At 56.2% G+C, this 13,104-nt stretch carries 16 protein-coding genes; 1 reads left to right on the forward strand and 15 read right to left on the reverse strand.

What is annotated here, in order from left to right; all coding sequences use genetic code 11:
- Window positions 1-52 precede the first annotated feature (52 nt).
- The 4 genes from radC to J3361_RS21995 all read right to left on the reverse strand — a co-directional run bounded on the left by radC (window position 53) and on the right by J3361_RS21995 (window position 2,768).
- Window positions 53-547: a DNA repair protein RadC gene (radC, locus tag J3361_RS21980; protein ID WP_207966299.1), complete on the reverse strand. Its 495-nt coding sequence runs from the start codon at window positions 545-547 to the stop codon at window positions 53-55.
- Between the two features lie 100 nt (window positions 548-647).
- Entirely contained in the window at window positions 648-905 is a 258-nt protein-coding gene (locus J3361_RS21985) for a hypothetical protein (RefSeq protein WP_207966300.1), read from the reverse strand.
- A gap of 72 nt (window positions 906-977) precedes the next feature.
- Window positions 978-1,559: an STY4534 family ICE replication protein gene (locus J3361_RS21990; protein WP_207966301.1), complete on the reverse strand. Its 582-nt coding sequence runs from the start codon at window positions 1,557-1,559 to the stop codon at window positions 978-980.
- An 858-nt stretch (window positions 1,560-2,417) separates the two neighbouring features.
- Entirely contained in the window at window positions 2,418-2,768 is a 351-nt protein-coding gene (locus J3361_RS21995) for a helix-turn-helix transcriptional regulator (protein ID WP_207966302.1), read from the reverse strand.
- 209 nt (window positions 2,769-2,977) lie between these two features.
- Here J3361_RS21995 and J3361_RS22000 point away from each other — a divergent pair, with 209 nt between their 5' ends.
- A complete protein-coding gene (locus tag J3361_RS22000; protein WP_207966303.1) occupies window positions 2,978-3,235 on the forward strand; it encodes a hypothetical protein in 258 nt (85 codons plus the stop codon).
- 43 nt (window positions 3,236-3,278) lie between these two features.
- Here the strand turns inward: J3361_RS22000 and J3361_RS22005 are convergent, their stop codons facing one another.
- From J3361_RS22005 to J3361_RS22055, 11 genes are all read right to left on the reverse strand, one after another.
- Entirely contained in the window at window positions 3,279-5,246 is a 1,968-nt protein-coding gene (locus J3361_RS22005; RefSeq protein ID WP_207966304.1) for a DNA topoisomerase III, read from the reverse strand.
- Window positions 5,247-5,468: 222 nt separating this feature from the next.
- Complete coding sequence (locus tag J3361_RS22010; RefSeq protein ID WP_027912502.1) at window positions 5,469-5,939, reverse strand: single-stranded DNA-binding protein; 471 nt, start codon at window positions 5,937-5,939, stop codon at window positions 5,469-5,471.
- Entirely contained in the window at window positions 5,936-6,454 is a 519-nt protein-coding gene (locus J3361_RS22015; protein WP_207966305.1) for a DUF3158 family protein, read from the reverse strand. Before J3361_RS22015 ends, J3361_RS22010 begins: the two co-directional genes overlap by 4 nt.
- Window positions 6,451-7,206: a PFL_4669 family integrating conjugative element protein gene (locus J3361_RS22020; protein WP_207966306.1), complete on the reverse strand. Its 756-nt coding sequence runs from the start codon at window positions 7,204-7,206 to the stop codon at window positions 6,451-6,453. The genes J3361_RS22015 and J3361_RS22020 overlap by 4 nt, the downstream gene beginning before the upstream one ends.
- Window positions 7,207-7,350: 144 nt before the next feature.
- On the reverse strand, window positions 7,351-8,538 hold the full coding sequence (locus J3361_RS22025) for an STY4528 family pathogenicity island replication protein (RefSeq protein WP_207966307.1): 1,188 nt from the start codon (window positions 8,536-8,538) through the stop codon (window positions 7,351-7,353).
- The gene (locus J3361_RS22030) at window positions 8,535-9,083 is read right to left on the reverse strand and encodes a DUF2857 domain-containing protein (protein ID WP_207966308.1); all 549 of its coding nucleotides are present in this window, start codon (window positions 9,081-9,083) and stop codon (window positions 8,535-8,537) included. Before J3361_RS22030 ends, J3361_RS22025 begins: the two co-directional genes overlap by 4 nt.
- Entirely contained in the window at window positions 9,080-10,663 is a 1,584-nt protein-coding gene (locus J3361_RS22035; RefSeq protein ID WP_207966309.1) for a ParB family protein, read from the reverse strand. The genes J3361_RS22030 and J3361_RS22035 overlap by 4 nt, the downstream gene beginning before the upstream one ends.
- A gap of 14 nt (window positions 10,664-10,677) precedes the next feature.
- Window positions 10,678-10,887: a hypothetical protein gene (locus tag J3361_RS22040; protein ID WP_207966310.1), complete on the reverse strand. Its 210-nt coding sequence runs from the start codon at window positions 10,885-10,887 to the stop codon at window positions 10,678-10,680.
- 88 nt (window positions 10,888-10,975) lie between these two features.
- Entirely contained in the window at window positions 10,976-11,815 is an 840-nt protein-coding gene (locus J3361_RS22045; protein ID WP_207966311.1) for a ParA family protein, read from the reverse strand.
- A gap of 4 nt (window positions 11,816-11,819) precedes the next feature.
- On the reverse strand, window positions 11,820-12,050 hold the full coding sequence (locus tag J3361_RS22050) for an AlpA family transcriptional regulator (RefSeq protein ID WP_207966312.1): 231 nt from the start codon (window positions 12,048-12,050) through the stop codon (window positions 11,820-11,822).
- A gap of 113 nt (window positions 12,051-12,163) precedes the next feature.
- A complete protein-coding gene (locus J3361_RS22055) occupies window positions 12,164-12,904 on the reverse strand; it encodes a hypothetical protein (protein WP_207966313.1) in 741 nt (246 codons plus the stop codon).
- Window positions 12,905-13,104: the final 200 nt, after the last annotated feature.

A 13,104-nucleotide genomic window follows, 5' to 3' on the forward strand; every position in this document is an offset into this window, starting at 1 on the left:
GAGTATTCTCCAGGATGAAAATGAACAAGGCGCCCGAAGGCGCCTGTAAGGGTTAAAGCCAACCGTATTCGGCAAGAGAAAGTGGGCGACCTTCACCCACGATGAAGTGATCCAGTACGTGAACCTCGATCAACGCCAAGGCCTCCTTCAACCGTGCGGTCAAGACGCGATCTGCCTGGCTGGGTTCCGTACATCCCGAGGGGTGGTTATGAACAAAAATGGCAGCAGCTGCGTTACGTGCGAGGGAGCGCTTGACGACTTGGCGGGGATAAACGCTGGCGCCATCGATGCTTCCGTGAAAGAGGATTTCGAATGCCAGAACGCGATGGCGGGCATCGAGAAAAATTACACCGAAAACCTCATGCTCTTGTGGCGCAATATGCAGTTTTAGGTACGAGGCCACGGTGTCAGGTGAAGTCAGGCCGGGGCCGCGGGTGAACAGCCGACGATCCAGGATGTGCAGCGCTTCGTCGATCAGCTGGTTTTCCTGGGCGATACAATCAGCCTCGACATCCGAGGTTTCAATCAGGGTGAGTGGGGTGCTCATGGCGTACCTCCGAAGGGAACAATCCGGGGGTACACACTCGAGGGGAGTGGTGTCCCCGAGGTGGATTTAGAATGACGGGCATTGCGCAATGACGCGCTGTTTACAACCGAGTGAATCGGTGGCGTTGTCCGTGCAGGTGTGAATCGCAACCGTCGCAGGGCAATGGGGAGAAGGTTCTTATGCCACGGCCAGTTTCGGGGTCGAAGTCGGCACTGATGGGCATTAGCCGAACCAGCCCGCGATGGAGACCGGCGATGCGTTTCTCGATTTCATCCGTCGTGTAGTAGAGCGATAACGTGCTGTAGTCCTCGTAAGCCGCAGCGAACAGGCAATCGTCGCAAAGCCAGAAGGATTCCATGTGGGTTCTCCTGTGCGGATTGAAGAAAGGCGCTCGATTGAGCGCCTTGATGTAAAACATCGGGGATTGTGTTCAGGCGGACTGAACAGTGCGTGTGGCAACACGGCGGGCTGTGCGGGGAGTGGGTGCAGATTCAGGTTTGATCCTGGTCTCTGTTGGGTTGTCGGTATCCTCAGCTTCGGCATCAGCCGACGTTGGGGATGGCTCACTGTTTGGCGTTTGCTCAGCAGGTGCTGTTGCCTCCTGCCTGGCAGGCGCTTTGTATTCGAACGTGCCGTTGACCTTGATCCAGTCGATGTACAGCAGCCGACCTTTCAGGCTGGCACCCGGCTGGCCTTGTTTATCGCCTTTCTCATAGAGAAATGGGTCAATCCACAGATCGCCGATACGGAACGACAGCAAGACCTTTTTCTCGGCTCTGACGGCGTCCATATAGAGACGAATCAAGCGTTCAGCTTCGCCTCCAGCGACTTTGCAGTCGAAGCGGGTGTACTCGACCGCATCAGTGGCACCGTGCAGAGCCGCGATATCGCAGGCCATGAACGGCTGACCGCGGCGGACTTGTACTTCACGAACACGGTTGAGGTAGCCGATACCGACAGTGTGCAGATTGAAGTAAGTGGTCGCTTCTTGGGATTGGTTGGCGTGGGCCATGGTGGTTCTCCTATTTCAAGGGAAAACGGCGACGCACAGCCCCTAACGGGGAAGTGAGCCCCGTCAGGGTGAGTGAGGTGAAGGCGAACGATGAACGACTCGTCACCGGTAAGCCGATGACGATCAGAACGATGCGTCTGGAAAATAGCGGTGCAGCAGAGGAGAAATCGGCAGCAGGTCTGCGGATCTAGGGTAGTAGGCATTCATCACCGCTGAAGCGGTAATCGTGCGAGCCTCCGAATGCTGATCGCACTTGGGTAAACCACCACAAGCGTGGCGTAGCCTTGAAGGTTCAAGCTACCTGGGCTGGGCTGTCAACGACAGCGAACCACGCCCTTTGTATAAGCCTGTCACAGGAGAGCGTCAAGACGCCGAAAGCTGATTTTTTATAGCCGGAATACAGTGGACATTATTGGACTGAAAAAAATGAAGAGCGGGCCTGGCGGGTGCCAGGCGAGGAATAAAAAAGCCACCTTAGGCGGTCTGACGCAGTCTACAAGCTCCTCGCAAAACTTGGTTTGACTGCGCCATGATTCGCCAACCGACCCTTATCGTGGCCTGGGTCGGAATACGCTGGCACGCATCCGCGCACAAAGGGTGCCCAGTGTTTCCCCGGTGGGCTCCGGGACTGAATATGATAGCCGTGGCGGATGACCGCTGTTGCCTGGCAGAGGCAACAGCGGTCATCCGCCACCACGATCAGGTCGTGCACAAACGGGAATGAAATTCCGCAGAAGAGAGGGCTCCGAACTCTGAGAGTCCGACCGAGCTACCCGGAGCGAATCGGTCTTGGGTCGCCGTAAGCGATGATCCTGAGGCACTACAGCAGAGCGGGTGGGAGGACGTCAAGCCAGTGTGCTAAGAGGTTATTTTGCTACTGAGATGAGCGGCCAGCTGTTCGACGGTCGTCAGGATAAAGGCACGGTCGCTTTCTTGAAGGCCGCTCAGCAGACCCGCGATCATCTGGCCCTGGTCGTTGGGGCGACTGCTCGACTCCGTCAGCAGTTCATCCATCCGGCAATCGAAGATGTCCGCCAGTTGCATCAGCTTGACCACGGAAAGCTCCACCACACCCCGCTCAAGGCGCGAGATGGCTTCGCTGCCGATCCCCAGGCGTTCAGCCACCTCTTCCTGGGTCAGATTACGCTGAGTTCGGTGCTTCGCGATCATGCGCCCGATTTGGGCTTGGGTTGGATGTTTATATGCCAAGTGATGAGTTCTCCAATTCAACCCGAATGGTTGAGCAAAGACCCATTGACATGAACATCCTTAACGGTTGAGTATCGACTTCTAGGGTTGTTATATTGACTGAAATAGCTGTTTGTCGCGACGTGACATCTATTCCTCCAGGAATCAGAGGCCGAAGTGACCAGCGAGACTGAGCGGCCTGATACGGGCAAAGGGAGGAAAGGTTGAGCATGGATGAGCAGCGCGAGAACGTCATGGACCTGATCTGGGATCGAACACTGGAGCTGTTCATCAAGATCCATGATTGCCCTGATAACCCCGCACACCTCGACAGCCTTGTTCATTGGCTCAACGAAGATCCTGCTCACCTGAAAGCGTTCAACGAACTGGGGCAAATATGGATTGCGACAGGTATCGCCTTGGCCCGTGAAATCGGACGACCTCTAGACGACTTGGAAAAGGGTCAGCCGCCGTTGATGATGCACTGACCCATACATCTCCCCCAAGATTCATGTGAACGCCAATCACGCGTCATGTGTGTCGCGTCCCTTTGCTGATCGGAAAAGTGCCTTTGCAGTTCGGGTAGTGGGAGCATGACCAGAACGGTCCTGATTTTCCCTTCCGCCTAAGCATTGAGGCATTGCAATTGGGGCAAGCCGGCCCGGCTTCGACTGGTACCGACAAGGTGAGTGCCCCGCAGTGTGCGATCAGCTGCGTTATCCAGTGCGCCTGCTTGGCAACGAATGCATCCAAGGTCAGACGTCCCGCTTCGATTTCATCCAGAGCTTGCTCCCAGATCGCTGTCATACCCGGATCCGCGACTGCTGCGGGTACCGCTTCGATCAGTGTATGGGCCGCTGCGGAGGCCGTTAATGCACGTTTTTTCTTCAACAAGTAACCGCGATCAATCAACCCTTTGATAATGCCGGCTCGCGTGGCTTCGGTGCCGATACCGGTGGTGTCCCGAAGTTTCTGTTTCAGGCGTGGGTCGTTGACCAGCTTGGCCACATTTTTCATCGCCTTAATAAGATCGCCCTCGGTGAGCGGTTTGGGAGCAGCGGTGCGCATGGATTTGAGTTCGACGTTGTCCACTGCGCATCGCGTACCCTGCTGTAGGACGGGCAACACCTGGGATTTTTGACTGGGTTCATCGTCTTCGGCGCTGTCGGAGAGCAAGCCTTTCCAGCCTTGGACGAGGATCTGTTTGCCGACAGCAGTCAAACACTCGGCGCCGCACTCCAGTTCGACCTCGGTTCGATCAAACTCGTGATGCGGCAGGAATTGCACAAGGTAGTGGCTACGAATCAGTTCGTAGACTTGGCGCTCTTGTTCGGACATCCGCCCAAGGTTCGCCGGCTCGGTGGTGGGGATGATAGCGTGGTGCGCGGTGATCTTGGCATCGTTCCATGCTCGTGAGCGCAATGATCGATCGATGCTTCTGAGCGCTGGGCGTAATGCGGGATCCATTCTGAGCAGGGCATCGAATACTGCGGCTACCTCGTTAAACATGCTCTCTGGCAAATAGCGGCAATCGCTGCGCGGATAGCTGGTGGCTTTGTGGGTTTCATACAAGGCTTGGACGATGTTCAGCGTTTCCTGAGCGCCGAGTCCCAACTTGCGTGAACAGACTTCTTGCAGTGTGCTCAGGTCGAAGGGCAGGGGTGGCGCTTCGCGCAAATGCTCAGTCTGCAGCGAGCCTACGGTGGCGGTCTTGCTGCTAGAAATCGCTTGAACGGTCTGATTGGCAAGCGCCTGCTGTAGGCAGCGACCGGCTTCGTCACGTCCTGAGCTGGGTGGTATCCACGACGCGATGAAGGGTTGCCCCATTGAAGACAGGTGCACATCCACCACCCAGTACGGCACTGAGACGAAGCTGGCAATCGCGCGGTCTCGTTCAACCACCAAGCGCAAAGTGGGTGTTTGGACGCGTCCAACCGACAGCACGCCGTCATAGCCCGCCCGCCGTCCTAGGAGGGTAAACAAACGACTGAGGTTCATACCAATCAGCCAATCGGCGCGGCTGCGGGCGAGGGCTGAGTGATAGAGCGGGAAGGTCTCCTGACTAGACTTCAGCGAGGACAGTGCTTTGCGAATCGACGCCTCGTTGAGTGCCGATAACCAGAGACGCTCAACAGAACCACGATAGTTGCAGAGCTCTAGTAACTCGCGAGCAATCATTTCACCTTCGCGATCGGCGTCGGTGGCGATGACGACGGTGGTAGCTTCGCTGAGCAGGTGTTTGATGACTTTGAACTGCGCGACAGTCTTGGGTTTGACCTCAACCCTCCACTGCGCGGGAATGATCGGTAGATGATCCAACGACCAGGTTTTGTACTGATCGCCATAGGCTTCAGGTGGGGCTGTCTCCAGCAGGTGACCGATACACCAGGTGACGGTCGTCTCGGGTCCGATCAAGCAACCATCGCCACGTCGGCTGGCTCCGAGCACCTTGGCGATGTCACGACCTTGGGAGGGTTTCTCGCAGAGAAAGAGACGCATAGAGCTGCTCCGGGTTGAGTTCGGAGCAGCGTTGTTGGAAACAGCAGTGGCGAGCTATGAGAAACCTGAATGGCAGGTCCCTCATATTAGTCGGTGAGGGCAGTCTTGATTGGGGGCGAGGCTACTACCTTGTAGTCACGTGGACGACAGTGCTTCGCGAGCAGCTAGTAATGACAGGCCAGGAACTTCGCGCAAAGGCGCAATTTTTATGCCTCAAGTCAGTCATGCCGATGGTGGCTGCCCTCTGCGCTTTTTGGACTTCGACGCAGGCGAGCTGGCCTGGTCTGTAGTCTGCCCGACGGGAGCCGCAGACGAGGCTGATTCACTTGAGCGATCCCGCATGACCACGTTCTGCACGCGATGAGGCAGGATGCCGACACGACGCGCCTCGATCTTGAAGGTGACCCGCGCATTATCTTCACTGTCCTCCCACTCATCGCGCACGGTGCGGCCCTCTACCAACACGCGCATGCCTTTCTGGTACAGCGTGCTCCAGTGTTCAGCCTCGCGGTGCCAGAGCTCGACCGGCGCCCAATAGCCGCCTCGATCCTCATAGCTGCCATCGCGTGGCACAGGGTTGTCGAAGTACACATTCAGGCGCAGCAAACGCCGTGGCTCGTCATTGCCTGATGGGAACTCTTGGAACTCTGGCGCACTGCCGATGTTGCCTTCGCCGACGAAAAAAGTACTCATCGTGAAATCTCCGCTGCTGGTGTGAACTGGCGCAGCAGCCGTTCGGCGCTGGCCATTTTGATCGCGCAGGTTGAAGCCTGACGGTAGAGCGAATGCACCACGCTCATCTGCAAGTTCAGTGCAATGCGCTCGCATTCGAAACGGTGCAATCCCTCGTGTACGGTTTGCGGCAAGGCCTTGTTGGAGACCTGGCGTTCCCAGACCGCAACCCCCATACGAGCGAAGTCTCGGGTGCGCCAACGCAAAAAAGTGCTGCCCGCACTGGTGTTCTGCAGCACCAATCGAATATCCAGCAGCGAGTAAGGGGGCTGTCCGGCTTGCTGCACCACAGCTTCCATCAGGCGACGTAACTGCGCCTCGGTTTCCCTCGCCACCTGCGCCAGGTATTCCAGCTCCCCCTTACTCTTAAAAGGTTTTAAAAGGCCTTTTAGGGAGGCCGCATGTTCGAGCTGTCGATAGGCATCCGGTGTTAGTGTTTCGAGGGGCATTGGTTGAGCCGGTATCATGGGACTCATGCTTCGTCCTCCGGCTCATCGACTGTCGCAGATGGCTCTACCGCGTTCTCCGCCAACGCGTCAGCGTCATCCACCGCCACAGCACCACGACGAATGATGGGTGGCGCGAACTGGGAGCGGCGATGCCCCTCAAGGATGTCCATAGGGGGTAATCCAAACTTCTCCATAGCCGCAAGAGCTCGGGCGTTATTCGCCGCCATATCATCACGGGTGACGCCGGCATGCCGATAACGCTGCGCCTGGCCAAACAAGCTGCGCAGCAGATGAGCACCGTCGTCGATCCAAGCTTCCATGTCCCTACGACCGATCAAGGCGGTGTGATGAGCCAACAGCGTATGTCGCACCAAAGTGTCGTAGTCAGTCAGCAGGTAAACGGCGAGGAAGCCCAGTTGGCTGCCGATGTACAACGGTAAGGTGACGGGATGGATGTTGAGGTTGTCGCCCATGTCGATCTGCGACGGCAGCTCTTGTCTGATCCGGTCCAACTGCTGGGTCAGTTCCAGCATCCCATTCTTGGCCTGCATCAATTTTTCTTCGAGCTGCACGATCGCCCAATCGGCATAGGGGTCGTCCTGCGCTGCGGCCTGTTTGATCAGGTTGGTGACGCTGATGTAGCCGGCCATACCCATAATCGAGTGGACGCCTTCGCGTGCGGTTCGACCTTGCCAGATTCGGGCGGCGTGGTGGGTATGCAGTGTCAGGGTGATGCTGCTGCGCAATGAGCCCAGGTTGAGCTGATAGTGATCGGCCACGGTGTCGTCCTCGCATAGGCTTGGACGGGAACGTTGCGACAGACGAAGGTCAAGGACAGCTGAAAAGCTGAATGCTGTCTGTTCGATTTGGTTCGAGACGGTTGATTTTCGAGACGCTCGACAGTGATGCCAGTGGCATCAAATCTACTGACGTCCAGTGCGTTTGCTACGCAGCTGGCGCAGTTCGTCCAGGCACGCTTGGACGAGGGCAGAGGCGGGTTCGCCCTTTTTCCTAAGTTGGCGCGGGGGAGCGGGTGGCGGTTCTGCAATGGGTAACGATTCAGCCTGACCTGCCCAAGGGTGGAAATCGCCTTTCAGCGCCCGCTGGATCAGGCCCATCAGATACGCCGCGGGTTTGCGGATACCGCCGGCCGCACATCGCGCCCCCGCTTCGTTGAGCACCGCCTGTCGATCCGCTGGTTTAAGCTTGCCCAGCGCCACGGTGACCGCCTGACGTTCGCTTGGACTCAATTGCAGCAGATCGGGCCAGCGCAGGTTATCCACCGCTGGGGTCGCCCGCGGTACCGTACTAATACTTTCTTTTAATACAATACAGGCGGAGTTCGGATTCCGAACGCTGCCGGAAACATTGGCGCTCGGACTCGGTTCGGAATCCGAACCGGGTCCCGCACGATTCCGAACGAGGTGGTCGCCACCCAGTTCGGAATCGTGCAGCGCTTCATCGGGCGCCTTATCCAATCCTTGTTTTGTCCAATGGTCGCCCCAACTGTCGAGCCGGGTGGGGAGCCGACCCAAATCGATATCGGTGTCCTGACGAATTTCTTCCAAAACATGCCGAGCGACAATTCGCACAGCCTTGGTTGCATGATCGAGGGCGTGTCCGACCAGCTCCAGGTAATCCTGATCCAGCTCCATGGCTTCGGCGGGGGTTAACGGTTCATCGTGCAGGACGTACAGAGAACCTTGTAGGCGCCCGCTGAGCTGATCGCGACCACGACTTACCAAGCTGAGCCAGCGGGTCAGCCGGAGCATCGTCAAAACGCGAGCGATGGTTTCACGAGAGGCTGACGCACCGTAGGGCACGCTCGACAAGTAAGGTTGCAGATCTTCATAGCGCGGCGTGACCACGCCCTGGCCTTGCAGCATGAGTCGAAACACCTGCCAGGCATTCCGTTCCAATGGCGTTAGCCGACTATCCAGCAGCAGTCGACGCGGCACGACTTCGTGAGATTGGCCACTGAACAGAAAGGCAACCTGTAGAGCCTGGTTGGAGGGTTGTTCAGTGGTAGGGCGTTCGGGCCAACGTTCACTTAATTGCTGGGTGCATTGCTGCAAAACACGCTGCCAGCGACTGGAAGGGGCAGTGTTCATGTTCCATTGCTGTAATGGTCGATCTGCTGCCAAACGATGGTCAAGCTGATCTGTTGCTCCTCCGCCAACATCATCATGGCGTCGAGCTGATCCTCAGCACCGGCCTGATCGCGTAGTTGGCACCAACGCTGCCAGAGCGCATGTTCCTGCGCTTCGCTCAAGTTCTGGGGGCGGCCCTTACGGGCTTCTATCTTGAGCAGACGTCGACGCAGCGCGGTTTCCGAATGCGCCATGCCGAAGCACTGATACATGATGGTACTGCTGGCACCGAGCTTAAGCGCTCGGTTGATCAAGCGCTCGTTCTGTTCGTCGCGCTCGGCCTGGTCGATCAACCGATGCAGCACCGACGAGTCAATCTTGACCTCAACCCAAGGGACGGTGGCATGAGCCAGGCGTGACAGCGTGGTCGGCGGTAATGATTGCAGCAGGTAGATGTCCTCTTCGCCCAGTCCGAGTGCTTTGCAGCGTTGCAGATTACCCAGGCGCAACTCGTGAAGGACCTGGGTCAGCATGGCCTGATTGAGCACATTGAAGGACAGGTTCATGGCAGTTCCCTTAGTGAATCGTCGTCATGGTTTAGCGTTAGGTCAATCAGACGACGGGCCAGACGGATCAGGCGATACAGTTTAATTAACAAGCTGTCGGGCAGTCGCTCCAGTCCTACGTCCATGGTCGGACGATCTATCAGTGGGAGTTGGTAGACCCCCAGCAGCAACTGGCCGAACAGGGCGGAAGGCAGTTGCTTGCGATCCTCCCAACTCACTTCGTCTTGAGCGCGCAGTAGAGCCAGGAGCATCAAGTGAACGCCGGCCGCACGAGGCGCAGTAAGATTAAGTTGATTGATGTTCATGGCGAAGCCCAATCCATGTTTCTGGTCGATGATGCTCTCGGGATGTCCGGCGTAGGCCGCCATTTCCCGAGCCAGACCGGCAATGGCTAAACGCAGTCGTTCGGGGGTATCCAGTGTTGGTGCGATGATCCAGATGTCGTCGATCGGACAGGTTTCGACGGCCTGTGCTGGTTCGGCGGCAGTGGCGCGATCAATCTGTTCGCGGATCTGCTGGACACGTGACGGAGGGCTCAGTTCTGATACGACATTTATTTCGTGCAGCGTGAGCTGCTCCTCTCGCTCTGTTTCGGTCTGCGTCCTGGTTTCAGCTGATTTGGAATGCGGCTCGGAGGGGGGAGGCTCGGCTGCGGGCTCACCGACGCTTGGCAAAAGGTTGTTCTCCGGGGGCGTGACGACAACGCCGGGCGTCCCGATAACCCGTTGGGTATCGCCCAGCTCCAGGGCCAACATGCGGTAGGACTGTCCGAGTAAGCGACTCATGCGTTCGAGCAACTCATCCTGGATTTGCTCAATGTCGAAGGACTCTGGGTCGGCATCAAATTGTCCTAAGGTGTCGAGCCAAAACTCGGGAAAAGCGATGGCGTCGGTTGGATAACGATTCCAGGTTCTTTCAGCCTGGCTACGCAGACCAATTAGGCGTTCAATTTTTGGTTTCCCCAACCCGGCATACAGGGTTTGTGGAATGGCGGGCAATAAATGTTCAAGGGTGTCCAGCATCCGGCTAATGTGCGACTGCGAAATGGGGTAGCCCCCAGCGGCAAGACGTCGTGCCAGCTCTCGTTGCGAGAGTGTCGCTCCATCTGGTTCGAACATGGTTTTGAGTTTGGCTACCGCCAGAGCACGCTCAATGAAGGTGAGTTGGCCGTGCAGATCGCTTTCAACCAGATGGCCGAGTAGGGCAGTGATTTCACTGCTCCAGGGTCGGAACAGGCAATGAATACGGAAGAAGCGTTCATCGCGGGTTTCCTGCCACAACTCGCCGAGAATTGCCAAGCGCGTATTACCGCCGTTGCGGATGATGAAATAGGTTTCTCCCGGGCGGCGGGTAATCGGCGGTGGTTGATCCAGCCCGCGTTCACGAATCGAGGCTTTTATGTCGTCATACAGCGGGTTGCGGATGAAGCGTGGGTTGTGTTCGTAGGGCCGCAACTGTTCCAGCGTGACTAGCATCGGGGTGTCGATGACTGGATCGGACAGTCGCTCCAGTTCTGGACCCCGAGGAAAATGGTCCTGGTGCAGTTTGTCGGTGATCTCCTCCGGACTGAGCTTTTTCATTGGAAAAGCCTCAGTTAACGCCGGTTACGCAAATGGTCACCAACCTTGAACTTAACGATCTCGGTTGTACCCGAACCTTCGAAATACCGAGACAGTTCCGCGAGAAACCCACCCATGGCCGAGCGCCCACCCTGCAGGCGAAAGACCACGGTGCAGTACTCCTCGCTTGGTGGGTGATCTTGTCGAATGGCTGGCTGAACGATGACGGGAAACTGAGCCAACATCAAAAGACTCCTGGCCAAACGCTGTTGGCCTCAAGGTTGAACAAACAAAATGATTCGGCGAGAAACACCGTCTTCGGAATTCGCCTTATCAAACCTCTGCGTATCTGCTCACTCTAGTAATCGCTTCGCGCCATTCCGGAAATAACTCGATGGCCAGCGCTTGCATGGTTTCCAGCGCTGATTGCGAACGTCGTTCACGTGGCTGGCGAGTCTCGATTCGATGGGCGGGTAGACCAAGGGAGGCGGCGTTGAGATAAGCCACTCGGTCTGGAACTACTGTGTCTAGGACTGAGATGTTGGGAGCCCCAGCGAAGGCCTCATGCAGGCCACGGATGATCATCCGCGTGTCTACTCGGATGCTATTTACCTGGTTCAGCAGCAGTCTCAAAGGTGGCGGTGTAATACCCAGGTGACGAAATGGTTCGAGTTCACTGAACAGCCTCAAAGTGCCGCGGCGTAGTTCGCGGGCGGCTAGCATCTCCGGTGTGATGGGAGAGAGGGCGATATCGCAGGCGAGGATGGCCATCTCCAGCAGCACGCTGCGTGCGCCTTGGGTGTCGATCAAAAGCAGGTCATAACGGGGGCGGAAATCGTCGAGCAGATTGCGCAGCCGTAATCGCCCGTCAGGGGCATGCAGCAGCAACGTATTCAACTGGCCTTGAGCGTCGTTGGAGATGATCAGGTCGAGCCCAGCGATCATGGTTCTGGATACTATCTGTGTAGGCGTTGTTAAGTTGAGTGCAATGAGCTCGTACGCCCCAGCGACAGCTTTCTGGCTCAAGTCGTAATAGCTGGAGAGGGTGGGTTGGCTATCCAGATCGAGCAGTAGGACGCGTAGACCAGCGTCCGCCAGCAGACCGCCGAGATTGGCGGCTACTGTGGTTTTGCCTACGCCACCTTTCGTGGAAACCACCGATAACACATGCATGGCATCAGGCCTGTTGGCCCAAGCGCTCAACGACCCACTGCTCGATTTCCAGCGAGTCCCAACCTACCGCGCGCAGTCCAATGCGTTTGGCCTGAGGGAATTTGCCTTCCTTCATCAAGCTGTAGATATGTGCGCGCTTGAAACCGGTTTTACGCTCCACCTCGTCACGCCGCATGATGTGACGTTCGAGCGACGGTTGGAGTAGGTCAGTAGTAGGAGATAGTTGGTTGGACATGATGGGGCACTCCTGGTGTCGATTGGCGCGTGACGGGACGTGACCTGAATTGAATAGCAGAAATGGAGGGGAGTCATTGCGCCGCAGTAAGGGGGGTTGCAGCGCAATACGACTCAGCGTTTGGAAAGGCTGCGCTTGGCAGCGGCGAATTTTTCGTCCAGGGTACGTTTAGAAACGCCAGAGAGTTCTTTATGGTGAGCGATCAGAGCGTCGACTATCGCGGATTGTGACCTGAAAACTGAGTGAGGCTTGCCGGAAGGAGAATGACCTAGCAATAGAGTCAGCATCGCACCGATTATATGAAGATAAGCGGTTTCACTACGGTCGCTGACTTTTTTGTTGCTATTGAGCATAAGTCGAATATTTTCTTTCTCCAATCCGATAGCCTCAAGCTCAGTAGTCAGCTCTTGATAAGCAGTGCTAATTTTCTTCACTTGTAATTGGAGAGCTTCTCTATCAGCTTGCAATGCGAGGTAAGTCCCAATATTTATGCTGTCTAATTTATTGGGTTTTGGATCGAAGAGGAAGGGCGGTTTTTGCTCAGGATAGTACTGTGACATCCACATCCGAAGATCGGTGTGACGAACAGTTAACTGCGAGATATCGACAGGAGTGCCTCGAGAAACCGTTAGTCCCAGGCAGCCGTAAGGCAGTTCACCATGCTTAACTGCATCGATAATTCTCTCGGTATTTGCATGCAGGCACGGCCATTGTGGAAAAGTCGTCCGTAGAATAGCCAAATCGGTCCAATTTGACTGGAGAATTTGGGCTTCATATGCCATTAGAAGACACCAGCGCAGCGCTACCTCTACAGGTCGATAAAAAATTTTACTGTGGCGATTGAAAGCAAGCATCCGCCGATGACCTCCATAGTCAAATAGACAAAGCCCTCCGGAATACTTTTCAAATCAATGCGTAACGAGTCATGACAATGCGCCACGCCCGCATGGGGAGGTCAGTATCATCCCTTATATTTTTAAATTTTTAATCCGAGTTTTCTGTCTGGTTATGTCCATATTAGATAAGTTAATAATCGATTTCCCATATATGTGCC

This window comes from Pseudomonas sp. OA65 (assembly GCF_017498305.1).
Lineage (GTDB): Bacteria > Pseudomonadota > Gammaproteobacteria > Pseudomonadales > Pseudomonadaceae > Aquipseudomonas > Aquipseudomonas zanjanensis.

Bases quoted from the DNA above. Each gene is read 5' to 3' on its own strand.
- J3361_RS21985 (WP_207966300.1), bottom strand. From the start codon at position 905: ATGGAATCCTTCTGGCTTTGCGACGATTGCCTGTTCGCTGCGGCTTAC.
- J3361_RS22005 (WP_207966304.1), bottom strand. From the start codon at position 5,246: ATGCGTCTCTTTCTCTGCGAGAAACCCTCCCAAGGTCGTGACATCGCC.
- J3361_RS22050 (WP_207966312.1), bottom strand. From the start codon at position 12,050: ATGTCCAACCAACTATCTCCTACTACTGACCTACTCCAACCGTCGCTC.
- J3361_RS22035 (WP_207966309.1), bottom strand. From the start codon at position 10,663: ATGAAAAAGCTCAGTCCGGAGGAGATCACCGACAAACTGCACCAGGAC.
- J3361_RS22040 (WP_207966310.1), bottom strand. From the start codon at position 10,887: ATGTTGGCTCAGTTTCCCGTCATCGTTCAGCCAGCCATTCGACAAGAT.
- J3361_RS22010 (WP_027912502.1), bottom strand. From the start codon at position 5,939: ATGAGTACTTTTTTCGTCGGCGAAGGCAACATCGGCAGTGCGCCAGAG.
- J3361_RS22000 (WP_207966303.1), top strand. From the start codon at position 2,978: ATGGATGAGCAGCGCGAGAACGTCATGGACCTGATCTGGGATCGAACA.
- J3361_RS22045 (WP_207966311.1), bottom strand. From the start codon at position 11,815: ATGCATGTGTTATCGGTGGTTTCCACGAAAGGTGGCGTAGGCAAAACC.
- J3361_RS22025 (WP_207966307.1), bottom strand. From the start codon at position 8,538: ATGAACACTGCCCCTTCCAGTCGCTGGCAGCGTGTTTTGCAGCAATGC.
- radC (WP_207966299.1), bottom strand. From the start codon at position 547: ATGAGCACCCCACTCACCCTGATTGAAACCTCGGATGTCGAGGCTGAT.
- J3361_RS21990 (WP_207966301.1), bottom strand. From the start codon at position 1,559: ATGGCCCACGCCAACCAATCCCAAGAAGCGACCACTTACTTCAATCTG.
- J3361_RS22055 (WP_207966313.1), bottom strand. From the start codon at position 12,904: ATGCTTGCTTTCAATCGCCACAGTAAAATTTTTTATCGACCTGTAGAG.
- J3361_RS22030 (WP_207966308.1), bottom strand. From the start codon at position 9,083: ATGAACCTGTCCTTCAATGTGCTCAATCAGGCCATGCTGACCCAGGTC.
- J3361_RS22015 (WP_207966305.1), bottom strand. From the start codon at position 6,454: ATGAGTCCCATGATACCGGCTCAACCAATGCCCCTCGAAACACTAACA.